This window comes from Actinoplanes sp. NPDC023936 (genome assembly GCF_040639325.1).
In the GTDB taxonomy this organism is placed as follows: domain Bacteria; phylum Actinomycetota; class Actinomycetes; order Mycobacteriales; family Micromonosporaceae; genus Actinoplanes.
The window spans coordinates 223,453-247,796 of sequence record NZ_JBEZZR010000002.1; the positions used below are offsets into that span (position 1 = coordinate 223,453).

Below are 24,344 nucleotides of genomic sequence, written 5' to 3' on the forward strand. Positions count from 1 at the left end.
TACGAAGGTGTGTGCCATGTCACCGGCCAGTGGTCGCGGTCTGCGCTGAGTGGTGGTCTGACTGCGCTAAGCGGTGAGCTCCGTATACCTCCCGCGGTAGTGCACGAGCGGAGCCGAATCGCCGGGGAGGGCCATCGATTCGATCACGCCCTCGACCAGCAGCGCCCACCCGCATTCCCGGTTGCTCTCCAGCCGGCAGCCGGCCCACGCGGCGGCGCCGGCCGGCACCGGGCCGTAGGGCGTCTGCTGCCACTCGCCGATGGCGAAGAGACCGCCCGGCGACGGCATCAGGCCGGCGAAGCGGTCAGCCAGCTGACGGTCGGCCGGCGTCAGCGGGACGACCGCGAAACGCCCGGCCCGCGCCGCGGCGTCCCAGAAGTCGCTCTCCTCGTCGATCAGGCCGAGGATCCGGCCCGGGTCTCCGTCGGCCACCACGGTGGACGAGACGGTGAGGCCGGACGGCCCCGGCGTGGTCCAGATCGTGACCGGGGCGGCGAAGCGCCCGCGCAGGCGGCGTACCGGGGACTTCCCGGCGTCCGGCACGGCGAACGGATCGGTGGAGTGGATGCGGGCGCCCGGTTCGTCGATGTTCACCCGATCATTCTCCCGATTACAGATTGCGCATGCCGCTATCCCATTTGATTGACCCCGAACTATTTTGTAGTCGGCCGTACAGGTCTGGGCCGCGGAAGGAGGCCGGCGGTGGACTTGCGACCGGGTGACGTCGTGCACGTCGGCGCGGAGGCAAGTGTCCAGTTCTCGGGCGACCGGGCTCTGACCTTCCGGATCATCCGGGTCGACGCCCGGGTCACCTACGACGGCTGGACCTGGCTGGACGGCTACGTTCTCGGCCCGGCCGGGAACGCGCTGCAGCGCCGCCGGATCTTCGTGCGGCAGGAGGGGCTGCGGGTCAGCTCGAAATCGCGCGCCGCGGACCGTTCCTGATCATCCGGAAACGCCCATTGACCCTCGAAAGTGGACGAACATCGGGTGTCATCTGATTACGCATTCTGTGTAACGTCGGACATGGCGACACGGGAGGCGGCCGCATGAGTGAAGCATTGCCCCAGGCCGGGGACGTGCTTTACGTGGGCGGTGCGGCAAGTGTGCAGTTCGCTGGGAGCAGGGCCCTGACGTTCCGGGTGATCCGGGTCGACCAGCGGATCACCTATGACGGCTGGCTCTGGATCGACGGTTACGTGCTGGACCCGTCCGGGGACGCGACCGAACGCCGGGTGATCTTCGTGAAACGCGACGGCCTGCGGAAGTTGCGCTAACGGGTGGAGACCGCGGCCAGGACCTCCGGCATCCGCCGATCCAGCAGGCCGCCGGCCAGGTGCGCCCCGATCAGGTACGCGCCGAGGCCGTAGGCGAAACCCAGCGGAAGCCCGAGCCAGGTCCAGACCGGCCCGAGCAGGTGGCCGGCGATCACCACCGGGAGGACGCCGATCAGCGCGCCGACCATCGTGCCCACGCTGGGCAGCGCCTTGCTGATGCCGCCGCCCGAGGAGAGCGCGAACGGCGTCGACGGGTCGGGCAGCGCGTACGCGAAGAGCACCGAGGCGGGCAGCACCAGCGCGAGACCCGTCCCGTAGGTGGCGAGCAACGTCCCGAACTGCGCGGGTATCCCCGCCGGACGTCCCGCGGCCAGCCCGGTCACCACCGCGACGAGCACCAGCAGCGGCACGGTGAACACGGCGTGCGCGGCGGCCCGGGAGTGCACTTCGAGGCGCCCCGGAACCCCGGTTGCCACGTTGGTGGCGTTGGCGCTCCCCTCGTACCCGAAATGGTTGGCCAAACCGATGGGCGCGATCGCGCCCACCAGGATCGCGAGTCCCCCGGCGCCTGCGCCATCGGTGCCGAACGCGGTGGAGACCGGGAGGAAGACGCCGGCCACGGCCAGCGTGATGAGTGCGGCGCGGCGCCGGGTCTCGCGCCACCAGTACCGCGTCTCGCGAGCCATCAGCGCGCCGAACCGCGACCGGGGCGCCCAGCGTGGGAGCAGCTGTTCCACCGGGCTGCGCGAATCGTCCTTCTTCGCGGTGCGGCGGCCCGCGCCGGCGGAGCCGGCCATCGCCGCCTCGATGGTCCGGCTCCACCACCAGAGCAACAGGCCGACGGCGACCATCGAGATCAAGAGCTTCAGGGGTACGGCCCAGAGCCGCCCCGCCACCACATCGAGCCCCAGGGTGTAGGGGGCGCCGAGCGGCGTCCAGCCGATCACCGAGGCGACCGCCGCGGCGCCGTCCCAGTCCGCCCGGTTCACCAGCCCGAGCAGCAGCAGCTGACCCGGGCCGATCGACGCGGCCACCACGGCGAGCACGATGGTCGCCAGGTCACGGGCCCGGCGCGAGCGCAGCGCGGTGGAGAAAGCACTGGTCAGCGCGCGGCTGGCGGCCACGCACAGGACCAGTCCGACGACGATGCCCAGCACCTGGGCGGCGGCCGCCACCGGACCGCCGAGCCGCGCCGCGGAGTCCACCGTCCCGGCCGTCGCGGCCAGCGTGGCGAGCGCCGGCAGGCCGGCCAGCGCGGCCACGCCCAGCCCGGTGATCAACTCGCGGCGGGTCAGCGGCAGGAGCGCGAACTGCGCCGGGTCCAGCGAGTCGTCGACGCCGAAAAAGAGCAGCGGCAGGAACAGCCAGCCGAGGACGACGAGCGCGCCGCCGAACGGCAGCAGCAATTCGGCGGCCCGGACGTCGTCGAGCAGGCCCGGCACCGCGAAGATCGCGTAGCCGGCGATCGCGGCGAACCCGGCGAGCACCGCGCCGAGGACGAAGACCGCGATCCGGGCCGGGCGGCCGCGCAGGCCGTTGCCGGTGATCCGGAGCTTGAGCCGGACGAACGACCGGACGGTCACCGGCCGGACGGCCATCGGCTGGGCGGTCGCCGGCTGGGCGGTCGCCGGCTGGGCGGCCGCTCGGCCCGGATCGCGGGTCACAGCCACGCCAGCTCCGAACCGGTCGCCACCCGGCCGCCGACGACCTGCACGAACACGTCCTGCAGCGGGCGATCGCCGCGGACCTGAGCGAGCGTGCCGTGCAGCCGCAGCACGCCGTCCGACATGATCGCGATGTGCGAGCAGAGGCGCTCCACCACTTCCAGGACGTGACTGGAGAAGACCACGGTTCCGCCGCCGGCCACGTACCGCTGGAGGATGTCGCGGATCAGCGCGGCGGAGACCGGGTCGACCGCCTCGAACGGCTCGTCCAGCACCAGCAGCCGGGGCGCGTGCAGCAGGGCGCAGGCCAGGCCGATCTTCTTCTTCATCCCGGCCGAGTAGTCGACCACCAGGGTCCGGTTGTCGGTGCCCAGCTCCAGCACGTCGAGCAGATCGCGGGCGCGCTGGTCGACCACGTCGGCGGGCATCCCGCGGAGCAGGCCGTGGTAGGCGAGCAGCTCCGGGCCGGTCAGCCGGTCGAACATCCGCACACCGTCCGGGAGGACGCCGACCAGGGCTTTCGCGTCATGTGGTGAGTGCCAGACGTCGTACCCTCGCAGGATGGCCTGACCCGCGTCGGGCCGCAACAGGCCCACCGCCATCGAGAGGGTCGTGGTCTTGCCGGCCCCGTTGGGGCCGAGCAGGCCGAAGAACGAACCCGCCGGCACGTCCAGTGTCACGCCGGAGACGGCCAGTCGAGTGTCGAAACGCTTCACGAGACCACGAAGCGACATCGCGGGCATCTCGTCCGGGGTGCGTTGTGCCGGGATGGTCATGAAGCGAACGTATCGGTCCGAAGCGCCTCTGCGGAACCGGTCACACCCGCAGGGACTCCGGGGCGTGCAGCCGGAGCATGGTGGCCCCGACGTCGGCCGGAGCCCGCCGACCGGTCAGCAACGAGCCACCGACCATCACCAGGAAGGCGAGCGGAACGGTCCACGCGGCCGGCTGCTCGACGAACGCGGCGGCCCATCCGTGCAGCGGCGGGCCGAGCACGGTGATCAGCACCGCGGCCACCGCCGCGCCGCCACCGGCGACGATCCCGGCGATCGCGCCGACGTCGGTCAGACCGCGCCACCAGATGCCGAGCACCAGCAACGGGCAGAAACTGGACGCCGCCACCGCGAACGCCAGGCCCACCACCTCCGAGACGTCCATGTCGGACACGTAGAGCGCGAACAGCGTCGGCACCGCCGCGGCCAGCACCGTGGCCAGCCGGAATTCTCGGATCGAGCCGCTGCGGCCGGCCCGCAGGACATCCGTGAAGATCACCCCGGCCACGCTGGTGAGCAGGCCGGACGAGGTGGAGAGGAACGCGGCGAGCGCGCCCGCCGCGACGAGCGCGCCGAGCAGCCGGCCCAGGTGGCCGCCGCCGAGCGCCGCTTCCGGCAGGAGCAGCACCACCGCGTCGGTGCGGCCGGTCATCAGCAGTTGCGGAGTGTAGATCCGGCCGAGCACCCCGTACAGGGTGGGCAGCAGATAGAAGAGGCCGACCATGGCGAGCACCACGAGCGTGGTGCGGCGGGCCGAGGCGCCGTCCGGGTTCGTGTAGAAGCGGACCAGCACGTGCGGCAGGCCCATCGTGCCGAGGAACGTCGCGAGGATCAGCGAGTACGTCGCGAACAGCTCGCGATCGCCGCTGGGCAGCAGCCAGTCCGCGCCGAATCCGGCATCCACCGTGCTGATCCGGGGAACCGCGTCACCGGCCGCGAAGTGCAGAGTCTCGCCGGCGCGGACCGCACGGCTCCCGTCGAGGACCGCGTCCTGCTCGATCACCACGGTCGTGGCGGCCGGGAAGACCGCTCCTTCCGGCGGCGTCGCGGCCGGGCGTCCGTCGGACTGCCACTGCAGAACCAGAAAGATCACGGGTACGGCCAGCGCGGTCAGCTTCAGCCAGTACTGGAAGGCCTGCACGAAGGTGATCGCCCGCATCCCGCCGAACGCCACGTTCGCTGTCACCACGACGCTGACCAGCAGAGCGCCCCAGGCGTACGACCCGCCGGTGATCGTGGCGAACGTCAGGCCGGCGCCCTGCAACTGCGGCAGCAGGTAGAGACACCCGATGAAGAGCACGAATCCGGTCGCCAGCCGGCGCAACGGCCGGGACCGCAGCCGCACCTCGCAGAAGTCCGGCAGGGTGAACGCGCCCGACCGGCGCAGCGGCGCCGCCACGAAGAGCAGCAGCGCGAGGTAGCCGGCGGCGAAACCCACCGGGTACCAGAGCATGTCGACGCCGTAGCAGAGGATCAGCCCGGCCACCCCGAGGAACGACGCCGCCGAGAGGTATTCGCCGCTGATCGCCGCCGCGTTCCAGGCCGGGCTCACCGAACGGGACGCCACCAGGAAGTCCGAGGTGGTGCGGGCGAACCGCAGGCCGTACGCCCCGATCGCCACGGTCAGCAGGACGACCACGATCAGACCGGGACCGAGGTACGGGTTCACCGCTCCGGCCGCCGGATCACCGACGCGAAGTCCTGCTCGTTCCGCTCGGCCCAGCGCACGTGGAGCGCGCCGACCCCGACCAGGAACGGGAACGACAGCAGCCCGAGCAGCAGCCACGGCAGCGGCACCCCGGCGACCCGGAACTCGCCCACCCCGGGCGCCACCACGAAGAGCAGGGGCAGCGTGCCGAGGCCCGCCACCACCACCAGCGAGAGCCGCAGCGCGAGCGCCAGCTGAGCCCGGACCAGGCCCTTGACCAGCGCCTCGCCGACCGGGGTCTGCTCGGTGAGGTCGATGCCGGCCCGGTCGGTGGCGGCCCGCCGAGCCGCTGCCTCGGCCAGCACCACCCGGGTACGCGCGGACGAAGGCTGATCAGCGGCCATGTCCGGCAGTCTGTCCGGCCCGGACGAAATGTCAAGGGCGCGGCGGGGATGCGGTCGACTTGTGAACGATCTGTGGAGATGATCCGAGACTTAAGGAATCCGGCTTCAGCCTGTGGATAACCCTGTGGGAAAAGCTGTAAGGCTGTGGACAACCGTGTGGATTAGCGGGTCCAGTCGTGTTTCGCCGCCCGGATCAAGCGGTCCTTCAGCTCGCGGGTGTGTCGGCGGCTGACCGGGAGTTCGACGCCGTAGACGGACACGACATAGCCGGAATTGGTGAGTCTCAGCTCGGTGACCAGCCGGAGTTGGACCAGGTAGGAGCGGTGGATGCGAACAAAACCGGCATTTGCCCATCTCTCCGCCAGGGTGGCGAGGGAGACCCGTACCAGATGGGAGGTGTCCCCGGTGTGCAGCCGGGCATAGTCGCCCTGCGCCTCCACCCACCGCACCGACGATCGCGGCAGCATCCGCGTGGTGCCGGCCAGTTCCACCGGGATCGCCGGCTCGTCCGGAGGCAGCGGCGGCGGCGCCGGTGTCACCCGCAAGCCCGCCACCCGGCGCAGCGACTCGCCGAGACGCTCGGCACGCACCGGCTTGCGCACATAATCGGTGACACCCAGGTCGAAGGCGTCGACCGCGCCGTCGTCGTAGGCGGTCACGAAGACGATCGCCGGTGGCTGCGCGAACCGGCGCAGGATCCGGGCCAGCTCCATGCCGTCCAGGCCGGGCATCCGGATGTCCAGGAACACCGCGTCCACCTCGGTGTCCCGCAGCACCCGCAACGCCTCGGTCGCGTCACCGGCGCGGTGCACGTGTGCCACCCGGCCGTCCGCGTTCAACAGGTACGCCAGTTCGTCCAGCGCCGGGGGCTCGTCGTCGACGGCCAGGACCACGAGGCTCATGCCCGTACCTCGGGATGGAATTTCGGCACCCGCATGCTCACCCTCGTACCCGCGCCCGGGGCGGTCTCCACCACCAGGCCGTTGTGATCGCCGAACACCGAGCGCAGCCGCTCGTCCACATTCACCAGACCGACGTGCTGCCCGTCCTCTTCATCGTTCTTGCGCCGGTCATCGTTCTTGTGCGGGAAGTTCCGGTCCGTGAAAACCGCTGGATCCATCCCGACGCCGTCGTCCTCCACCGTGATGTGGCACTCCGCGCCGGCGTCACGAGCTTCGATGCTCACCATACCGACGCCCGGCTTGCGGGACAGTCCGTGCCGGACCGCGTTCTCCACCAGCGGTTGCAGGCAGAGGAACGGCAGGCCGACCGGCAACACCTCCGGCGCGATCTGCAGCCGCACCTGCAGCCGGTCACCGAACCGGGCCCGCTCGATCGTCAGGTACCTGTCGATCGAACGCAGTTCCTCGGCCAGCGTCGTGAACTCGCCGTGCGCGCGGAACGAGTATCGGGTGAACTCGGCGAACTCCAGGATCAGCTCGCGCGCCCGCTCCGGGTCGGTGCGCACGAACGAGGCGATCGCGGTCAGCGCGTTGTAGATGAAATGCGGGCTGATCTGCGCCCGCAGCGCCCGCACCTCGGCCCGCGCCAGCCGCTCCCGGGACGACTCCAGCTCGGCGAGCGCCAGCTGTGAACCGGCCCACCGCGCGGCCTCCAGCGTCGCCTGCACCAGCCCCGGCGCCGGCTGATCGTCGGCCACCGCCACCAGCGCGGCCTCCGCCGTCCCGTCCGGTCCGGCCAGCGGCGCGATCACCGCACCTCGCACGACACAGTCCACCCGGTCACACGGCAGATCAGACCCATTGAGTACGACGGATCGCTGCGTCCCCGTGGCCCGGCGTGCGGCGGCCGTCAACTGGTCCGCGTGATGCGAGCCCCGGCCGTCGTAGCCCAGGCAGCGCTGCCCGTCGGTGATCGCCATCCCCACCGCGCCGACCAGCGTCCGCAGATGCCGGACCGCTTTGCCGGCAGTCGCCGGGGTGAGCCCGGCCCGCAGCGGCTCGGCGGCGAGCGCGGCGGTGTGCAGGACGTCGTAGGTGGCCCGCTGCATGGCGGTGGCGATACTCCGGCGGGCCCGCAGCCGGAGCGCGCCGGCCACAGCGGCAGCCAGCGCGATGAGTACGGCAAGAACCGCGACCACGCTACCGACCTGTCCCGCCACGCAGCAGATAGTCGCCGTTCCCACCCCAAAAAGCCACCCCGACGCTGCCCGGCGCTGGCGCTCGCCCGCGCCCGCATCACCACGATCTTGGCGAGTTGCTCGTCCACAGGATCTTCAAGATCGCGCAATGGGCGACGGCGTGAGCGGCAGTCTGTGCCCCCTGCTCCGCTGCGACGTCGGATTGGAAGGCTTGGGGAGTTTAGTAGGCGCCCTTGCGCTTCAGGACCACGAAGATGGTGCGCCAGAGGATGCTCAGGTCGTAGGTGAGTGACCAGTTGTCCACGTAGTACAGGTCCAGGCGGACCGCCTCGTCCCAGCTCAGGTCGGAGCGGCCGGAGACCTGCCAGAGGCCCGTGATGCCGGGGCGGACCAGCAGGCGGCGGCGGACGTCGCCCAGGTAGTCGCCGTCGTCCGCCGGGAGCGGGCGGGGGCCGACCAGGGACATCTCGCCCTTCAGCACGTTGATCAGCTGGGGGAGCTCGTCGAGTGAGGTGGCGCGCAGCTTCTGACCGAACGCGAAGATCCGCGGGTCGTGCTTCATCTTGAAGAGCATGCCGTCGGACTCGTTGAGCTCTTCGAGGGTGGCCTTGCGCTCCTCGGCGTCCACGTACATCGTCCGGAATTTCCACACCCGGAACGTGCGGCCGTCGTGGCCGACGCGGGTCTGCCGGAAGAAGACCGGGCCGGGGTCGGAGAGGCGGATGCCGATCGCGATGATCGCCAGGATCGGGCTGATCAGCAGGAGGCCGAGAGCGGCGGCGGCACGGTCCATCAGGTTCTTGATCAGCCAGCCGGGGCCGGAGAGCGTGGGCTCCTCGACGTGCAGCAGCGGCAGGCCCTCGATCGGGCGGATGTGCACGCGGGGGCCGGCGATGTCGGTGAGCTGCGGGGCGACGACCAGGTCGACGCCGGTGCCCTCCAGCTGCCAGGCCAGGCGGCGCAGCTCGCCGGGCTCGGCGCTGGCCGAGCCGCAGACCGCGATCGTGTCGGCGCCGGCCTCGCGGACCAGCGAGAGCACGTCACGGCCGGCGTAGACCGGGACCGGGGTCTCGATGCCGCGGGCCGCCGCGTAGCCGTCGGTCAGGTGGATGGCGACCGGGATGAGGCCGGCGGCCGGGCTGCGGGTGACGGCCGTGTAGACCTCGAGCGCCTCCGGCAGCGTGCCGACCAGGACCATCCGGTGTGCGCCGTGGCCGGTGCTGCGGCGGGCGAAGTGCAGGAACTGCCGGGCACAGACGCGGGAGAGCAGGATGAAGACGAGCGCGCTCAGCGACACCGTCGCGACCGTGCCACGGGACAGGTCGGTCTTGGTGGCGAACGCCAGCAGGGACACGCTTGCCACGACCGTGACCGAGGTGCGGACGACCCGCTTGAACTCCTCGCTGCCCAGACCGAGATAGCGCCTGTCGTAGGTGCCGTTCGTCCACAGCAGCAGGAGCCAGCCGAGGGGCAGCACCACGTACGCGAAGAAGTTGAACAGCTCGATGCCGTCGAAGAGGCCCCAGGAGCGGTTGATGAAACCGCTCTTCGACTTCTCCAGGAAGGCGTCGGCGATGTAACTCGCCACCAGCGTGGAGATCAGGTCCAGGACGATCAGGACGGCGGTGTAGGGCCGGTGCCAGCGGGACAGGCGGCGTTTCTGCCGCGTCCAGGCGGATCGGGGTACGCCGTTGCTCGGCGGCGGCTGTTGCTGCCACTCGAAGCTGTCGTACCCCACGGGCTGGCTCCGGCTGCTGTCGGTTGTTGGGCGATGCAGGCTAGTCGTCACTTCGCCTACGTCCTCCCGCATCCGGAAAAAGATTACGCACCGCCACGACCTTTGGATCGTCGGCGGGTCCGCCGATACCCGTTCGCGTCATAACGGTTGCCAGGGACCGGGCCACTATACCGATGGATTGGCCGGAGAGAAGGTGACGTTGTGGCAGCAATCGCTGTGTGCACCCTCCGTGACCAGGTGGTGGCAGTTTCACCGCATCAGCTTGGACATGCGGCGGTCGGCGAGGGGCTTGCCGCCGGTCTGGCAGGTCGGGCAGTACTGCAGGCTCTTGTCCGCGAACGAAACCTCACGCACCGTGTCGCCGCAGACCGGGCAGGGCAGCCCGGTGCGGGCGTGCACCCGCATCCCTGCGCGCTTCTCGCCCTTGAGCTCGGCTGCCTTCTGCCCGACCGAGCGCTCGACCGCGTCGGTCTCCACCTCACGCATCGCTTCGTACAACGAGGTGATCTGGTCTTCGGTGAGCTTCCCGGTGAGGGCAAAAGGTGACATTTTAGCGACGTGCAGGATCTCGTCCGAGTAGGCGTTACCGATCCCCGCCAGCACTTCCTGGCTGGTCAGTACGCCTTTGATCTGCCCGTTCTGAGCGCGGATCCGGGTGGCGAACTCGTCGCGCGAGACGGCCAGCGCGTCCGGGCCCAGCCGCGCCACGCCGGGAACCTCGGACGGGTCACGGACCAGGTACGCCGCGAGGGACTTCTGGGTGCCGGCCTCGGTCAGGTCGAAACCCGAGCCGTCGTCGAGCCGGACCCGGATCGCGATCGGGCCGCTGCCCGGCTTCAGCGGCGCCGGGGACTTGAATGAGTCCCGGTAGTGCAGCCAGCCGGCGCGGGCCAGGTGCACGACGAGATGGATCTCCGGGCCGATGCCGACGTCGAGGAACTTGCCGTGCCGACCGGCGCTCGTGATCTTCAGGTCTTTCAGGGCGGAGGGCGCTGGATCGTACGTCTTCAGCGCGCTGAACGAGGCGACTTCGAAACGGTCCACGGTGTGGCCGAGCGCGCGCTCACGAAGGTACGCCGCGAGCGCCTCGACCTCGGGGAGTTCGGGCACAGCCCCACGGTAGCGTTTTCCGTCGCGAGCGAGGAGTGAGCGAAGCGAGCCCCGCAGTCCGCGACCATCAGGCCCCGTCGCGAGCGAGGAGTGAGCGAAGCGAGCCCCGCAGTCCGCGACCATTAGGCTCCGGCCTTATGAAGGTGGTGGTAGCGCACAACCGGTACCGCGAGGCGATTCCGTCCGGTGAGAACGTCATCGTGGACACGGAGATCGGTCAGCTGCGGGAGGCCGGCGTCGACGTGGTGCCGTTCCAGCGGAGCTCGGACTCGATCGGGGAGATGCCGAGCGCTCAGAAGGCGCTACTACCGATTTATCCGATATATGGAATCTCCGCGCAGAAAGATCTCGCGTCTCTGCTGAAATCCGAAAAACCGGATGTTCTCCACCTGCACAACCCCTACCCGCTGCTCTCGCCCTGGGTGATCCGGACGGCGCACGCCCACAACGTGCCGGTCGTGCAGACCGTGCACAACTACCGGCAGGTGTGCTCGTCCGGGCTGTACTTCCGGGACGGCCACAACTGCCAGGACTGCCGTGGCAAGCTGCTCGGCTGGCCGGCGATCAAGCACCGCTGCTACCGGGGATCCGCGGCACAGAGCGCGATCATGGCGACCACGCTGGCCGTGCATCGGCCGACGTGGCACTCGGTCGATCGGTACATCGCGCTCACCGACAAGATCGCCGCGCACCTGGTGGACTACGGGGTGGCGCCCGAGCGCATCGTGATCAAGCCGAACGGGCTGCCGGATCCGGGGATGCCCGCGCCCCTCGGTGACGGCTTCCTGTACGGCGCCCGGCTGTCCCCCGAGAAGGGTCTCGGCCTGCTGCTGGACGCCTGGCGACGGCACCCGGACGGGTCGCTCGGGGTGCTGCGGATCGCGGGGGACGGTGAGCTGCGGCCGCTCGCCGAGCAGGCCGCCGCCGAGCGGTCGGACGTGCTCTATCTGGGTCCGCTCGATCGGGCCGGGATGATCGCGGCCCGCAACGCCTCGGCCGTGGTGATCGCGACGCCCACCTGGGAGGACGTGCTGCCGACGGTGATCCTGGAGGCGATGTCGTCGGGCCGGGCGGTGCTCGGGACCGCGGTGGGCGGTATCCCGTACATGGTGGGCGAGGGCGCCGGAGCCGCCGGTTGGCTCGCCGAGCCGGATCCGGCCGCGCTGGCCGCCGTGCTCCCGGCCGCCCGGGCCGGCGCGCAGGCGGCTGCCTTCGCCGCTCGCGAGCGGTACCTGCGGCACTTCCACCCGGACGTGCTCACCAAGCGGCTCATCGAGATCTACGCGGACATGAATTCACAGGGTTCATTGAGGTAGATCTCCCGGCGCGCCGGGAAACGCCTCCGGCGTGACCATTTCTCGGCGCACTCTGATCCTGGGCTCGGCCGCCGCCGCGGTGGTGGCCGGCGGGGGTGGCTACCTCGCCGGACGGTCGTCCGCGCCCGCCACGACGGCGGAGCCGGGCACAGCGGCGGCGCCCGCGGCTCCGGCGGCGAAGTACCGCTCCCGTCCCGACCTGGACGCCCTCCCCGGCGTCACGATCACCATGCCGGCGTCGAAGCCGTCCGGTGAGTTCATCTTTCTGACCCCGTTCGCCGGATCCGCGCTGCGCGGGCCCCTGATCGTCGATGAGCGGGGCTCGCCGGTCTGGTTCCGGAAGGTGTCCGACCCGGCCACCGTGGCGATCGACTTCAAGCCGCAGACCTATCGGGGCAAACCCGTGCTGACCTGGTGGGAGGGGACCATCGGTGGCACCGGCGGGCAGGGCGTCGGCCAGGGCGAGTTCGTCGTCGCCGATCAGGCGTACCGGGAGATCACCCGGATCCGGGCGGCCGGCACCGAGCAGGCCGACCAGCACGACCTGGTGCTCACCGGCCGGGGGACGGCGCTGTTCTGGGTGTACGACCCGGTGGCGTACGACCTGACGGCGCTCGGCGGGCCGGCCGACGGGGTGCTGCACGACGGCGTGCTTCAGGAGATCGACGTGGCGACCGGCCGGAAGGTCTTCGAGTGGCGTGCCCGGGACCACATCGGCGTCGCGGAGTCGTACGCCCCGCTGCCCCAGGGCGACTCGTCCCACCTCCCCTACGACTACCTGCACCCGAACTCGGTCAGCCTGGACACCGACGGGCACCTGCTCCTCTCGGCGCGGCACACCTGGGCGGTCTACAAGGTGCACCGGCGCACCGGCGAGGTGATCTGGCGGATCGGCGGCAAGAAGTCGGACTTCCGGGTCGACGAGAAGTCGGCGTTCTCCTGGCAGCACGACTTCCAGCGGCGGCGGGACGGCAGCTACAGCGTCTTCGACAACGGCGCCGGGATCACTGTCGAGAAGGAGTACTCCCGCGGCCTGGTGTTCCGGGTCGACGAGAAGTCCCGGACCGTCACGTTCGTGGCCGAGTACGTGCACCCGGAACGGATCTCCGCGCCGACGCAGGGCAACTTCCGGGAGCTCGCCGACGGCGGGTCGTTCGTGGGGTGGGGACAGCAGCCGCACTTCACCGAGCACGACGCGGACGGCACTGTGCGGCTGGCCGGGCACCTTCCGGGGGACAACCAGTCGTACCGGGCGTACAAGGCGGGGTGGGCCGCGGCCGCACAGGATCAGCCGGCGCTGGGCCTGCGGGTCGAGGGCGGCAACACGATCGTCAGCGCGAGCTGGAACGGGCACACCGGGGTGCGGCGCTGGCGGGCGCGGGCCGGCGGGCAGCCGGGGAAGCTGGCGGCGTCGGCGGAGGCCGAGCGGGCCGGTTTCGAGACGTCGTTCCCGGTGGCCGGGATTCCGGAGTACGTGGTGGCGGAGGCGCTGGACGAGTCCGGTCGGGTGCTCGGTTCATCCAGCGCCATCCCGGTACGGGTCTGACCACAGGTCTTGGCAAGTGCGGGTCGAGAGCCGCACTTGCCAAGATCCGAGGGCGGGGGAAGAGCGTCAGCCGCGCAGCGCCTCCCGGCCGGTGAACGCGATGCTGGCAGCCAGGAAACCGCCGTTGATCAGGGTGAACACGGCCACGAACCACACCGTCCACTGTGGCGCCACGGTCAGCACCACGCCGGCCAGCGTCACCACCGCACCGTAATCGCGGATCAGCTTGACCGCCCGGACGGGCAGGGACTGGCTGGTCACCATGCTCGTCGCCTTGTCGCTGGTCTGCATCACCGAGGTGACCAGGTTGACCATCCAGGTGGCGGCGAACGCGGCGAGCAGCCACGCCGGCGTTTCCGGCTCCTGCGCCTTCGCCGTCGCGGCCAGCGCCGCCACCAGCGACGACTGCACCGCGACGTCGCACAGCACGTCGAGGCGGGCGCCGGCCGGGCTGGACTGGCCGGTCACCCGGGCCAGCTGGCCGTCGGAGCAGTCGAACGCGTACGCGAGTTGCCAGCCGATCAGCGCGAGCAGGCCGACCGGCGCGGCCGGGAAGCCGTCCGCCACCGGGCCGGCCGCCACGATCACCGCGAAGGAGATGAGGCAGCCCAGGCCGAGGTTGAACACGGTCAGGACGGTCGGCGACAGGTGGTGCCGGTGCGCCCGCACCGCGATCTGCGCGCCGATCCGCTGGCTGACCGCCTCGCTGAAGAGACCGCCGCCCCGGTTCGCGGCGTAGTAGTCGGCGGCGGTCGGCGGGGCCTCAGCGGGCCGCGACGGCGTCGTCATATTCAGCCAGCTTCCGGTGGATCTCCTCGGGAGTCATCGCGAGGTGCTCCAGGATCGTGTAGCGGTCCGGACGGGTTCGCGGCGCGAACTCGATGACCTTGACGAATTGGTCGGCGTTCAGCCCGACGTCGGACGGGGTGCGCGGCAGCTGGTGGCGTTCCAGGCAGTCCGCCATCTGGGCGAACCGCCGCTCGTCACCGCGCAGGAACGTGCAGAACAGCGCGCCCAGGCCGGCCAGCTCGCCGTGCGAGGCGGTGTCCGGGAAGAGCGAGTCGGTGGCGTGGATGATCTCGTGACAGCCCCCGCTGCACGGGCGGCTGCTGCCGCTGACCGCCATCGCCAGGCCGCTGGAGATCAGCGCCTCGGCCAGCACCGTGACGAACGCGTCGTCGGCCATGTCACCGGGCATGTTGAGGATCGCCTCGGCGCCCATCCGGGAGAGCGTGGCGGCGATGCCGTCGACCGGCTCGCCGCGGACCTGACGGCCCAGCTCCCAGTCGGCCAGCGCGCTGATGTTGCTGATCACGTCGCCGATGCCGGCCCGGTTGACCAGGTCCGGCCCGTTCTCCACGAAGTCCAGGTCGACGATCACGCCGAACGGGATGTGCACCCCGTAGGACCCCTTGATGCCGTCGTTGACCAGGCTGGCCACCGGTGAGGCGATGCCGTCGTTGGCGAGGCTGGTCGCCACCGAGACCATCGGCAGCCCCCATCGGCTGGCCGCGTACTTCGCGGTGTCGACGGTCTTGCCGCCGCCGATGCCGACCACCGCGTCGTAGTTGCCGGACCGCAGCTTGTCGGCGAGCTCCAGCGCCGCGTCCAGGGTGCCGCCGGCGGTCACGTAGATGCCGGCCGAGGAGAGCGAGGGGCGGAGCAGATCGACGATCTGCTCGCCGAGGCCCGGGCCGACCACCACGGCGACGTCGCCGCCGGAGGAGATGCGGCCGTCGGCAAGGATCTTGCCGAGGTTCGCGACCGCGCCCCGCCGCACGTCGATGTGCAACGGGGTCTGGACGCTACGGGCTAGTAGCGGCATGCGATGTCCCGCGCCTTCGCCAGGTCCTCGTGGTTGTCGACCTCGACCCAGGGCAGGTCGCCGATCTCGGCGGCACGGACCTCGCCGCCGCGGTTCGCGTACTCCTGGAAGCCGTCCTCGTAGTAGAGGTTCGGGTCGCGCTCGAACGTCGTCTTCAGCGCGTCGGCCAGCTTGCCGGCCGCGGACGCCTCGATGATGTTGGCGCCGATGTACTCGCCGTAGGCCTCGGCCGGCTCCATCAGCTTCGTAATCTTGGTGAGCTGGCCATCTTCATTGAAGACGGTCTTCATCTCCTCGTCGGCCAGCTTCTTCACTGTGTCAACAGCGAGAAGGATGCTCGGGCCGCGCTTGGCGAGCAGCGTCTCCTCCACGCTCACCGGGTGGACGGTGTCACCGTTGACCATGAGCGCGCCCTGGGCGAAGTGGTCCCGGGCCAGCCAGAGGGAGTAGGCGTTGTTCCACTCCTCGGCCTTGTCGTTGTGGACCAGGGAGAGCTTTACGCCGTACTTCTGCTGGAAACCCTCGACACGCGCCTCGACCGCCTCGGCGCGGTAGCCGACCACGATCGTCACGTCGGTCAGCCCCGCCGCCGCGAGGTTGCGCAGCGAGATGTCCATGATCGTGGTTTCCCCGTCAACCGGGACCAGCGCCTTCGGCAGCGTGTCCGTGTACGGGCGCAGCCTGCGCCCAGCGCCGGCGGCGAGTACCAATCCGATCATGGGGTGGTTCCTTCCAAATAAAGGTATGAAGGTGCCCAGCGAGGATAACCGCACTCGCAAGGACCACCCAGAAAATGGTATAGACCCAGCTTCTAAGCTGGGACCCATGACCGCTGAGCAGCTGATCTCCTTTGCCCGTGGCGCTCCGTCGCTGGACATCGTCGACGTGGAGGGCCTGAAGGCCGCCGCCACCCGCGCTTTCGACGCCGACCCGGCCGGGGTGACCGCCTACGGCACGTCCGTCGGTTACCTCCCGCTGCGGAAGTGGATCGCCGACAAGCACAACGTCTCCCCGGACCAGGTCATCGTGACGAACGGCTCGCTGCAGGCGGACGCGTTCCTCTTCGGCCACCTGGTGCAGCCCGGCGACGACGTGGTCGTGGAGAAGCCGACCTACGACCGGACCCTGCTCAACCTGCAGAACCTCGGCGCCAAGGTGCACCAGGTGACGCTGCGGGAGGACGGCATCGACATCGACGAGCTGCGCGGTCTGCTCGAGTCCGGTGTCCGCCCGAAGCTGGCACACATCATTCCGAACTACCAGAACCCGGCCGGCCTCACGCTGTCGCTGGAGAAGCGGCAGGCGCTGCTCGCCCTCGCCGCTCAGTACGAGTTCATCATCTTCGAGGACGACCCGTACGTCGACATCCGGTTCCGTGGCGAGCCGCTGCCGTCGATGCTGTCGCTCGACACCGACAACACGGTCGTGCACGCCTCCAGCTTCACCAAGACGGTCTGCCCGGGCGTCCGGGTGGGTTACCTGGTCGGCCCGGCCGCGCTGATCGACGCGATCGCGAAGAAGGCGACCAACCTCTACATCTCCCCCGGCATGGTCTCCGAGGCGATCGTGCACCAGTTCTGCGTGTCCGGTGACATCGAGAAGTCGGTGCGCACGGTGAGCACCGCGCTCGCCGAGCGGGCCCGGGTGCTGGCCGAGTCGATCCGCAAGCACATCCCGGGCGCGACGTTCACCGAGCCGGACGGCGGTTACTTCCTCTGGGTCGACCTGCCCGAGGACGTGGACGTTGACAAGCTGTTCCCGGCGGCCATGAAGAAGGGCGTCGCGGTCGTCAAGGGCAGCGACTTCCTGCTCGAGGGCGGCAAGCACTCGCTGCGCCTGGCGTACTCCGCGGTCACCGTCGACCAGATCGACGAGGGTGTCCGGCGGCTCGCCGAGGCGATCGAAGAGGTACGAAGCTGAGGTCACCGCGCCGGTCCGTCCCGTTGACGGACCGGCGTGGAACCCAACGGGTAACCTCCATGGGTTTGGCGCTCCGGGGGAGGTTGGGATGACCGAGCGGGAAAACGGTGCTTGGACTCGTGGCCGGCCTCTCGGCAAGCTGTGGGCCGACCGGATGCGGGCGATGAACCCGTTCGTCAACAACGGCGATCACGCCGATCACGCCGCCCGGCGTGGCTCGCACACCGCGGTGGTCGACTGTGGCGTCTACGTGAGCGGCCAGCGGCTGCCGGGTGAGTTCACCCCGGACCAGGCGCTGATCGAGGCGTCCCGGCGGGACGGTTTCGTCTGGCTGGGCCTGCACCAGCCGTCCGAGCACGAGATGGCGGCGATCGCCCGGACGTACGGGCTGCACGAGCTGGCCGTGGAGGACGCGGTCAAGGCGGAGCAGCGGCCCAAGCTGGAGCAGTTCGGCGCGGTCCACTTCCTGGTGCTCCGCACCGCCCGTTACGTGCCGCACCAGGAGCTCACCGAGAGCTCGCAGGTGGTCGAGACCGGCCAGATGATGGTCTTCATCGGCGATCGGTTCGTGATCACCGTGCGGCACGGCGACGCGTCCGAGATGGCGCCGGTCCGGGCCGACCTGGAAGCCCAGCGCGCCGCACTGCTGGAGCAGGGTCCCTGGGCGGTGGCGTACGCGGTGACCGACCGCGTGGTGGACAACTACCTCGAGGTCGCCGACCAGGTCGAAGCGGACCTGGACATCATCGAGGAGGGCGTCTTCTCCCGCGACCGGACCGCCCCGATCCAGCAGATCTACCAGCTGAAACGGGAGCTCGTGGAGTTCCGCCGCGCGGTGGTGCCGCTGCAGCGGCCGCTCTCCGCGATCACCGGAAGCCACGGCGTCGTGCCCAAGGAGATCCGCCGGTACTTCCGGGACGTCCAGGACCACCTGACCCGCACGGTGGAGCAGGTGTCCTCCTACGACGACCTGCTCAACTCGATCCTGCAGGCCCGGCTCGCCCAGGTGACGGTCGACCAGAACAACGACATGCGCAAGATCGCGGCGTGGGCCGGTATCGCGACGGTGTGGACCGCGTTCGCCGGCATCTACGGCATGAACTTCGAGTACATGCCGGAGCTGGGCTGGAAGTACGGTTACCCCGGCCTGGTCGCGATCCTTTCGGTGATCACCGTGCTGCTCTATCGCGCGTTCCGGCGCAACGGCTGGCTCTAGGTGACTGGTGTTAAACGACGGTCTGTCACTCGTGCGGTGAATATAGCTTTGTTTCTATTTGAGTTAGTTTGCTGGGATGACGTTGGGCAGGGCGTCGCAGTCGTCGGACCCCGGGGATCCGGTCAGCCGGTTCTGCGGGGACGTTCTCGCCCCTAACTCGATCTTCGTGTTCCTGCGCCAGCATCGGGACCGGTTGTTTCCGGACAGCTTGTTCGCGGACTTGTTTGCGCTGGTGGGACGTCGGTCAGTGCCGCCGTCCGTGGTCGCGACGGTGATGGTCCTGCAACGCCTGGAAGGGCTGTCGGATCGGGAGGCCGTCGACCGTTTCGCCTTCGATGTCCGTTGGCGGTTCGCGGCCGGGGTCGGCGGCTGGGACGGTGCCGGCCGGACGGGGTTCGTGCACACGGTTCTGGTGGACATGCGTGAGCGACTACGCCGTTCGGACCGCCCGGACCGGATCTTCGAGGTCGCTCTCACGGCGGCCCGCCAGGCCGGGCTGCTGGGCCGGCGCCGGGTTCTGGACTCCACCCCCTTGTATGACGCGGTCGCCACGATGGACACGGTCACCCTGATCCGTTCCGCGGTCCGTGGCCTGCTCACCGCCGCCGGCGTTGACCAGGCTTCCGCGCTACGAATGGTGCTGACCAGCGGCGACGACTACACCAGCACCGCGAAACCGGTCCTGGACTGGGACGACAAGACCGCCCGCGAAGCGTTGATCGACTCCCGGGCCCGCGACGGATACGCCCTGCTGGCCGCCCTCGACGGGGGTGAGGACCTGCCCGAACGCGTCACGCAGGCGATGACCCTACTGGCCACCGTGCTCGGCCAGGACCTCGAAACCGGCGACGACGCAGTACTACGGATCGCCCGGAAAGTCGCCACCGACCGGGTCATCTCCACCGTCGACCCGCAAGCCCGGCACGGCCACAAAACCAGCCACCGCGGCTTCGACGGCTACAAAGGCCACCTCGCCGTCGACCCGGACAGCGAGATCATCACCGACACCCAGGTCACCCCAGGCAACACCGGCGACGCCGAACCCGCCCCCAACCTGATCAGCGACCTCACCGACCCGCCCGCCCACAGCCCCGGCACCACACCGGCCGGCGACCCGGCGGTCTACGGCGACTCCGCCTACGGCGCCGGCGAAGTCCTCGAAATGCTGCACGACGCCGGGATCGACATCAAGACCAAGGTCCAGGCCCCGGTCGCGCCCGGCGGCAGGTTCACCAAGGAAAAGTTCACCGTCGACCTCACCGCCGCAACGGTGACCTGCCCGAACCGGGTCACCATCACGATCCGCCCGATCACCGGCCACGCCCGGCACGCCGGCCAGGCCGACTTCGGCGCCAGCTGCACCGACTGCCCACTCCGGGCGCAGTGCACCACCTCCAAGACCGGCCGGCACATCACCATCAGCCGCTGGGAGACCCACCTGGTCACCGCCCGCACTCGACAGACCGACCCCGGCTGGAAATCCGACTACCGGGCCACCCGCCCCAAAGTCGAACGCAAGATCGCCCACCTGATGCGACGCCGCCACGGCGGACGCCGCGCCCGCATGCGCGGCCTGCAACGCGTCGCCGCCGACTTCAAACTCCTGGCAGCCGCCACGAACCTCGCCCGACTCGCCACCCTCGACGTCACCCACCAACCCCAAGGATGGGCCCTCACCTGACCCGACCGAAACGCCCACCAGGCACTATCCACATCCTCGACGGACGCTATCCCTCACCTACAGCAGCCCACCAAGACCAACGCGGATCGATCAGGGACTCTGATCAACCCGCGTTTAACACCAGTCACCTAGGGCCCCTTTTGGAGAAGGCCCGGCGATAATCGATGGGTGCATGAGCTGCACTCGTACCGGTTCGCCGTGCAACGGGTGGTCGCCGCGGTGGTCACGCACGACCCGGACCCGCCGCGCCCGCCGCTGCGCCGGGGTGGCCTGACCGCGCTGGCCGGCGTGCTCGTCGCGGCCCTCGCGCTGGGCGCGACCGCGGCGTACGGGATTTTCACCGGCAACGCCTGGACCGATGCGAGGGATCCGGACGCGATCCTGCAGGAGCGGGACACCGGCGCGCGATACGTCTTCCTGCCCGCCGACGGCCGCCTGCATCCGGTGCTGAACTACACGTCCGGTCTGCTGCTGACCCGCGGTGACCGGCCTCGGCTGCGGTCCGTGCGTGCCGAGAAACTGGCCGAGGTGCCGCTGGGCGAGCCGCTCGGCATCCCGGGCGCGCCGGACTCGCTGCCGGCCGCCGCGGACCTGCTCACCGGGCAGTGGTCGGTCTGCGTGGCCGCGGGCGAGACGACGCTGCTGGTGGGCTCGCCGCCGACGGGTGGCAGCGAGCCGGAGGGTCTGCTGGTCCGGGACGGCTCCGGCGGTACCCATCTGATTGCCGGAGGCCGCCGTTTCGCCCTGCCGGAACGTGCGCAGCGAGCGCTGGGCTGGTTCGGCGAACGGCCGTGGCCGGTCCCGGCGGCCTGGGCCGACGCCGTGCCGCCCGGTCCCGAGATGGTTCCGCCGGTGATCTCCGACACCGGAACACCCTCGGTGATTGCCGGGCGTCCGGTCGGACAGGTGCTTACTGACGGTAATCAATTCGCGGTGGTGCTGCGGGACGGCATCGCGCCGCTGACCCCGGTGCAGGCACGTCTGCTGGGCTCCGCTGTCACGATCGGCGCGGAGTTCCGCACGCTGCCGGCTTCCGCCCGGCGCCTGCCTCCGGACCGCCTCCCGCCGCGAATTCCCCAGCTCAGCGATGGTCCATCAAGTGCGTGCGTCACCCTGGCGGGCGACAATTCACCGGCCGGGGTACGGGTGAACCCGACGTTCCCGAGAGGGGTGCGGCCGACCGGCCCGTCCCCCGTCGACCGCGTGCACGTGGGCCGTGGCCGGGGCGCGCTCGTCTCCCCGGCAGGTGACACGGTGCATCTGGTCACCGACGCCGGGCTGCGGTTCGAATTGGCCGGCCGGGAGCTGCTGGGCCGCCTCGGGTACCCGAAAGTGCCGCCCCTGCGGGTGCCGGAGCGGCTTGTCAGTTACCTTCCGGCTGGGCCGGCCCTTGATCCGATCCGGGCCGGCCGAGCCTGACGGCTGTTACCGGGGGTCCTGCTTCGTCGGGTCGCTGATCGTGCCGTTCGCCGAAGTCGTGCCGCCTGCCGTGGTCGTGCCGCTCGCCGTGGTGTAGACGACCGGCTCCACCGGCTCGAACGCGGCATCGTCCGCGCCGGCCGGCCGCGAGGTCGTGGCCGGAGCCGGCTCGTACTCGTCCCACTGGGACTCACGGCGACGGCGGGCCACGTACGCGGCGCCGAGGCCGACAGCGGTGCCGAGCAGCGCGTAACCGGCCAGCTTGCCCTTGCGGCCCTTCTGGCGACCGCTGGCCTTCTCGGCCTTCTTCTGCAGCTTCGCGGCCTGCTTCTGCTGGGCCTTGATCTGCTTCTTGGACTGCTTCTTGGTCGTCTTGCCGGCCTGCCGGACGTTGTCCGTGGCCGCCGCCACCAGCGGGGTCAGCGCGGCCAGGGCGCTGTCCCAACTGTCCGTCGCGGCGCCCTTGGCCTTGCTGGCAGCCGGCTGAACCCGGTCCTTGGCAGCGTTGAACTTCGGTGCGACAGTCGCGCTCGTCTCGTGCGCCGCGATCGTCGCGGCGCGCTTCAAGTGATCCACGCTCTGGCCGAGCTCGTTGCGCATCCGTGCCTTCCGGCTTCTACGACGCAATGTTGCGAACACCAGTGCCCACCTCCTGTGTCGGTCCCGGGGTAGTGCTTGTCCCAGGCAATGTTGCCTCTTCCGGTACCCCCTCGCCGCCGGATCCACGACATGGGGGAGGATCCGAATTGCACGAGAACAGTCCCATCACCGCAGACGGGAGTACCCGTGGCCGAGAACATTTACGCCACCCTGCACACGAATCACGGTGCGATCCGCCTCCAGCTCTTCCCGGATCACGCCCCCGCGACCGTCCGCAACTTCGTGGAGCTGGCCGAGGGCACCAAGGAGTACAAGGACCCGCGGACCGGTCAGCCGGGCAGCGGCCCGTACTACGACGGCACCATCTCGCACCGGGTCATCGCCGGCTTCATGATCCAGCTGGGCGACCCGACCGGCACCGGGCGCGGCGGCCCGGGCTTCCAGTTCGGCGACGAGTTCCACCCGGAGCTCAGCTTCGACCGCCCGTACCTGCTCGCCATGGCGAACGCCGGCCCGGGCACGAACGGCTCGCAGTTCTTCATCACGGTCGCCCCGACCCCGCACCTGAACCGCCGGCACACGATCTTCGGTCAGGTCGCCGACGAGCAGTCCGCGAAGGTCGTGGACTCGATCGCGAGCACCCCCACCGGCCCGGGCGACCGGCCGCGTGAGGACGTCGTGGTCGAGCGTGTGGAGATCGAGCGTTCCTGACAGCTCAAGGTACCTTTGGTGCCATGAGTGAGGCGCCTTCGACGGTTCCGATGTGCTACCGCCATCCGTCGCGGGAGACGCTCATCACGTGCAGCAGGTGCGAGCGTCCGATCTGCACCAGCTGCATGAACGACGCGTCCATCGGCCATCAGTGCCCGGACTGCGTCAAAGAGGGCCGTCGCAACCAGCGGCCGGCACGCACCGCCTTCGGCGGGAGCCGTGCCGGCCAGCTCGGTTATGCGACAACCGCGATCATCGTGATCAACTCGCTGGTCATGGTCGCGTCAGCGGTCCTCGGCGGCCCCCGGGCGATCTTCGGCTCGGGCAGCTGGGGCCTGCTCGGCTCCGGCACCTCGCTGACCGACTGGGGTGAGGTGCTCGGCCTCGCGCTCTACCCGAGCGGTGAGCTGCACGGCATCGCCAACGGCGAGTGGTACCGGCTCGTCACCGGCATGTTCCTGCACTACGGCGTGCTCCACCTGCTGCTCAACATGATGCTGGTGGCCCAGCTCGGCCGTTATCTGGAGGCGCAGCTCGGACCGGCGCGGTTCATCGCCCTCTACCTGATCGCCGGGGTCGGCGGCAACGTGGCGGCCTACCTCTTCCAGGCGCCCAACCAGCCGTCGGCGGGCGCGTCCACGGCGACGTTCGGACTCGTCATCGCCGCCATTGTGCTGAACAGACGGACCGGCCGCGACTCCAGTCAGCTGGTGCCGCTGCTGGTGATCAACCTGATCTTCACGTTCACCATCCCGGGCATCTCGATCGCCGGGCACCTCGGTGGCCTGGTGGCGGGCGCGCTCGCGTGTGCCGCGCTGGTTTACGCCAACCGGCCCAACCGCACGATGAAACAGGTGATCGGCTGCGCGGTCCTGGTGGCCGTGCTGGTGGTGGCCGCCGTCGTGCGGACCCAGAGCATCCTGGGTTAGGGCCCGTTTCGTAACGGGCCCTAGGCGCGCAGGTCGGCGAGCTGGGTCACCACGTCCTCCGGGAGGGTGCCCAGGTCGTTCGCGCTGTAGAGATAGAGCGCGTCACCCGCGTCGATCTCGAGCATCTCGGTGCGCAGGCCTCGGCGGGAGCGGCTGTCCACCCGTACCCTCTCAATTGCCGACCAGGGCAGACGCCGGCGGCGGGCGATGCCGGTGACCACCGTGACGCCGTCCGTGTCCGCCGCGAGGCGGACCGGAATCAGAAGATCACGCAGTGCCCAGCCGGTGACTCCGACCGCGACCACGCCGGCCAGGACCCAGCGCGCCGGGTCCCCCTCGGCGAACGCGGCGGCGAGCACCAGTGCGGCGACCGCACCCATCAGTTTCGTGACCGGGAGGACCGGTTTGACGCGCCATTCCACGCGACAACTATGTCAGCGCTTCGCCGCGAATGATCGGCACCACA

General features: G+C 70.1%; 24 protein-coding genes. 10 read left to right on the forward strand and 14 right to left on the reverse strand.

Annotation, left to right across the window (positions count from 1 at the left end; translation table 11 throughout):
* Window positions 1-66 precede the first annotated feature (66 nt).
* Window positions 67-594: a flavin reductase family protein gene (locus tag AB0F72_RS03340; protein ID WP_360424360.1), complete on the reverse strand. Its 528-nt coding sequence runs from the start codon at window positions 592-594 to the stop codon at window positions 67-69.
* A 108-nt stretch (window positions 595-702) separates the two neighbouring features.
* Between AB0F72_RS03340 and AB0F72_RS03345 the strand changes: the two genes are divergently transcribed.
* Window positions 703-945, forward strand: coding sequence for a hypothetical protein (locus AB0F72_RS03345; protein WP_360424363.1), 243 nt, complete (start codon window positions 703-705; stop codon window positions 943-945).
* Between the two features lie 104 nt (window positions 946-1,049).
* Window positions 1,050-1,277 (forward strand): hypothetical protein, encoded by a 228-nt coding sequence (locus AB0F72_RS03350; RefSeq protein WP_360424366.1) that lies wholly within the window; start codon window positions 1,050-1,052, stop codon window positions 1,275-1,277.
* Here AB0F72_RS03350 and AB0F72_RS03355 read toward each other — a convergent pair.
* The 8 genes from AB0F72_RS03355 to AB0F72_RS03390 all read right to left on the reverse strand — a co-directional run bounded on the left by AB0F72_RS03355 (window position 1,274) and on the right by AB0F72_RS03390 (window position 10,715).
* On the reverse strand, window positions 1,274-2,875 hold the full coding sequence (locus tag AB0F72_RS03355; protein ID WP_360425053.1) for an ABC transporter permease: 1,602 nt from the start codon (window positions 2,873-2,875) through the stop codon (window positions 1,274-1,276). The two genes, AB0F72_RS03350 and AB0F72_RS03355, sit on opposite strands and share 4 nt — an antisense overlap.
* 62 nt (window positions 2,876-2,937) lie before the next feature.
* A complete protein-coding gene (locus tag AB0F72_RS03360; protein ID WP_360424369.1) occupies window positions 2,938-3,717 on the reverse strand; it encodes an ABC transporter ATP-binding protein in 780 nt (259 codons plus the stop codon).
* A 40-nt stretch (window positions 3,718-3,757) separates the two neighbouring features.
* Window positions 3,758-5,383 carry a cation acetate symporter gene (locus AB0F72_RS03365; RefSeq protein ID WP_360424372.1) on the reverse strand — a complete coding sequence of 542 codons (1,626 nt, stop codon included), beginning with the start codon at window positions 5,381-5,383 and terminating at the stop codon, window positions 3,758-3,760.
* Window positions 5,380-5,766, reverse strand: a complete 387-nt coding sequence (locus AB0F72_RS03370; protein ID WP_360424375.1) for a hypothetical protein — start codon at window positions 5,764-5,766, stop codon at window positions 5,380-5,382. The genes AB0F72_RS03365 and AB0F72_RS03370 overlap by 4 nt, the downstream gene beginning before the upstream one ends.
* Before the next feature lie 161 nt (window positions 5,767-5,927).
* Window positions 5,928-6,668: a LytTR family DNA-binding domain-containing protein gene (locus tag AB0F72_RS03375; protein ID WP_360424378.1), complete on the reverse strand. Its 741-nt coding sequence runs from the start codon at window positions 6,666-6,668 to the stop codon at window positions 5,928-5,930.
* Window positions 6,665-7,888, reverse strand: coding sequence for a histidine kinase (locus AB0F72_RS03380; protein WP_360424382.1), 1,224 nt, complete (start codon window positions 7,886-7,888; stop codon window positions 6,665-6,667). Before AB0F72_RS03380 ends, AB0F72_RS03375 begins: the two co-directional genes overlap by 4 nt.
* A gap of 199 nt (window positions 7,889-8,087) precedes the next feature.
* Window positions 8,088-9,677 carry a sugar transferase gene (locus tag AB0F72_RS03385; RefSeq protein ID WP_360424385.1) on the reverse strand — a complete coding sequence of 530 codons (1,590 nt, stop codon included), beginning with the start codon at window positions 9,675-9,677 and terminating at the stop codon, window positions 8,088-8,090.
* A 177-nt stretch (window positions 9,678-9,854) separates the two neighbouring features.
* The gene (locus AB0F72_RS03390) at window positions 9,855-10,715 is read right to left on the reverse strand and encodes a DNA-formamidopyrimidine glycosylase family protein (RefSeq protein WP_360424388.1); all 861 of its coding nucleotides are present in this window, start codon (window positions 10,713-10,715) and stop codon (window positions 9,855-9,857) included.
* Window positions 10,716-10,852: 137 nt separating this feature from the next.
* On the opposite strand from AB0F72_RS03390, the gene AB0F72_RS03395 reads away from it, so the two are divergent.
* Together AB0F72_RS03395 and AB0F72_RS03400 are read left to right on the forward strand one after the other, a co-directional pair.
* Window positions 10,853-12,031, forward strand: a complete 1,179-nt coding sequence (locus AB0F72_RS03395; protein WP_360424391.1) for a glycosyltransferase family 4 protein — start codon at window positions 10,853-10,855, stop codon at window positions 12,029-12,031.
* 31 nt (window positions 12,032-12,062) lie between these two features.
* Window positions 12,063-13,577, forward strand: coding sequence for an arylsulfotransferase family protein (locus AB0F72_RS03400; protein WP_360424394.1), 1,515 nt, complete (start codon window positions 12,063-12,065; stop codon window positions 13,575-13,577).
* Between the two features lie 66 nt (window positions 13,578-13,643).
* Here AB0F72_RS03400 and AB0F72_RS03405 read toward each other — a convergent pair whose 3' ends face one another.
* From AB0F72_RS03405 to AB0F72_RS03415, 3 genes are read right to left on the reverse strand one after another with little or no spacing between them, the layout of a single operon-like run.
* Window positions 13,644-14,366, reverse strand: a complete 723-nt coding sequence (locus AB0F72_RS03405; protein WP_360424397.1) for a CDP-alcohol phosphatidyltransferase family protein — start codon at window positions 14,364-14,366, stop codon at window positions 13,644-13,646.
* Window positions 14,341-15,402, reverse strand: coding sequence for an iron-containing alcohol dehydrogenase family protein (locus AB0F72_RS03410; RefSeq protein ID WP_360424400.1), 1,062 nt, complete (start codon window positions 15,400-15,402; stop codon window positions 14,341-14,343). Before AB0F72_RS03410 ends, AB0F72_RS03405 begins: the two co-directional genes overlap by 26 nt.
* Entirely contained in the window at window positions 15,390-16,121 is a 732-nt protein-coding gene (locus tag AB0F72_RS03415) for a phosphocholine cytidylyltransferase family protein (RefSeq protein WP_360424403.1), read from the reverse strand. The genes AB0F72_RS03410 and AB0F72_RS03415 overlap by 13 nt, the downstream gene beginning before the upstream one ends.
* A gap of 106 nt (window positions 16,122-16,227) precedes the next feature.
* On the opposite strand from AB0F72_RS03415, the gene AB0F72_RS03420 reads away from it, so the two are divergent.
* From AB0F72_RS03420 to eccB, 4 genes are all read left to right on the forward strand, one after another.
* Window positions 16,228-17,322, forward strand: a complete 1,095-nt coding sequence (locus AB0F72_RS03420) for a PLP-dependent aminotransferase family protein (RefSeq protein ID WP_360424406.1) — start codon at window positions 16,228-16,230, stop codon at window positions 17,320-17,322.
* 88 nt (window positions 17,323-17,410) lie between these two features.
* Window positions 17,411-18,538: a magnesium and cobalt transport protein CorA gene (locus AB0F72_RS03425; protein ID WP_360424409.1), complete on the forward strand. Its 1,128-nt coding sequence runs from the start codon at window positions 17,411-17,413 to the stop codon at window positions 18,536-18,538.
* Window positions 18,539-18,614: 76 nt separating this feature from the next.
* Window positions 18,615-20,219 carry an IS1182 family transposase gene (locus AB0F72_RS03430; protein ID WP_360424412.1) on the forward strand — a complete coding sequence of 535 codons (1,605 nt, stop codon included), beginning with the start codon at window positions 18,615-18,617 and terminating at the stop codon, window positions 20,217-20,219.
* A 168-nt stretch (window positions 20,220-20,387) separates the two neighbouring features.
* Window positions 20,388-21,638, forward strand: coding sequence for a type VII secretion protein EccB (gene eccB / locus AB0F72_RS03435; protein WP_360424415.1), 1,251 nt, complete (start codon window positions 20,388-20,390; stop codon window positions 21,636-21,638).
* Between the two features lie 6 nt (window positions 21,639-21,644).
* On the opposite strand, the gene AB0F72_RS03440 is transcribed toward eccB, so the two are convergent.
* Window positions 21,645-22,238: a hypothetical protein gene (locus AB0F72_RS03440; RefSeq protein WP_360424418.1), complete on the reverse strand. Its 594-nt coding sequence runs from the start codon at window positions 22,236-22,238 to the stop codon at window positions 21,645-21,647.
* 186 nt (window positions 22,239-22,424) lie between these two features.
* Between AB0F72_RS03440 and AB0F72_RS03445 the strand changes: the two genes are divergently transcribed.
* Window positions 22,425-22,949, forward strand: coding sequence for a peptidylprolyl isomerase (locus AB0F72_RS03445; protein WP_360424421.1), 525 nt, complete (start codon window positions 22,425-22,427; stop codon window positions 22,947-22,949).
* Between the two features lie 23 nt (window positions 22,950-22,972).
* Window positions 22,973-23,878, forward strand: a complete 906-nt coding sequence (locus AB0F72_RS03450; RefSeq protein WP_360424424.1) for a rhomboid family intramembrane serine protease — start codon at window positions 22,973-22,975, stop codon at window positions 23,876-23,878.
* A 20-nt stretch (window positions 23,879-23,898) separates the two neighbouring features.
* Here AB0F72_RS03450 and AB0F72_RS03455 read toward each other — a convergent pair whose 3' ends face one another.
* A complete protein-coding gene (locus AB0F72_RS03455; protein WP_360424427.1) occupies window positions 23,899-24,300 on the reverse strand; it encodes a PH domain-containing protein in 402 nt (133 codons plus the stop codon).
* Window positions 24,301-24,344 lie beyond the last annotated feature (44 nt).

Coding starts and splice junctions, on each gene's coding strand:
- AB0F72_RS03350 (WP_360424366.1), top strand. CDS start 1,050: ATGAGTGAAGCATTGCCCCAGGCCGGGGACGTGCTTTACGTGGGCGGT.
- AB0F72_RS03355 (WP_360425053.1), bottom strand. CDS start 2,875: ATGGCCGTCCGGCCGGTGACCGTCCGGTCGTTCGTCCGGCTCAAGCTC.
- AB0F72_RS03360 (WP_360424369.1), bottom strand. CDS start 3,717: ATGACCATCCCGGCACAACGCACCCCGGACGAGATGCCCGCGATGTCG.
- AB0F72_RS03370 (WP_360424375.1), bottom strand. CDS start 5,766: ATGGCCGCTGATCAGCCTTCGTCCGCGCGTACCCGGGTGGTGCTGGCC.
- AB0F72_RS03375 (WP_360424378.1), bottom strand. CDS start 6,668: ATGAGCCTCGTGGTCCTGGCCGTCGACGACGAGCCCCCGGCGCTGGAC.
- AB0F72_RS03385 (WP_360424385.1), bottom strand. CDS start 9,677: ATGCGGGAGGACGTAGGCGAAGTGACGACTAGCCTGCATCGCCCAACA.
- AB0F72_RS03395 (WP_360424391.1), top strand. CDS start 10,853: ATGAAGGTGGTGGTAGCGCACAACCGGTACCGCGAGGCGATTCCGTCC.
- AB0F72_RS03405 (WP_360424397.1), bottom strand. CDS start 14,366: ATGACGACGCCGTCGCGGCCCGCTGAGGCCCCGCCGACCGCCGCCGAC.
- AB0F72_RS03410 (WP_360424400.1), bottom strand. CDS start 15,402: ATGCCGCTACTAGCCCGTAGCGTCCAGACCCCGTTGCACATCGACGTG.
- AB0F72_RS03415 (WP_360424403.1), bottom strand. CDS start 16,121: ATGATCGGATTGGTACTCGCCGCCGGCGCTGGGCGCAGGCTGCGCCCG.
- AB0F72_RS03420 (WP_360424406.1), top strand. CDS start 16,228: ATGACCGCTGAGCAGCTGATCTCCTTTGCCCGTGGCGCTCCGTCGCTG.
- AB0F72_RS03425 (WP_360424409.1), top strand. CDS start 17,411: ATGACCGAGCGGGAAAACGGTGCTTGGACTCGTGGCCGGCCTCTCGGC.
- AB0F72_RS03430 (WP_360424412.1), top strand. CDS start 18,615: ATGACGTTGGGCAGGGCGTCGCAGTCGTCGGACCCCGGGGATCCGGTC.
- AB0F72_RS03440 (WP_360424418.1), bottom strand. CDS start 22,238: ATGCGCAACGAGCTCGGCCAGAGCGTGGATCACTTGAAGCGCGCCGCG.
- AB0F72_RS03450 (WP_360424424.1), top strand. CDS start 22,973: ATGAGTGAGGCGCCTTCGACGGTTCCGATGTGCTACCGCCATCCGTCG.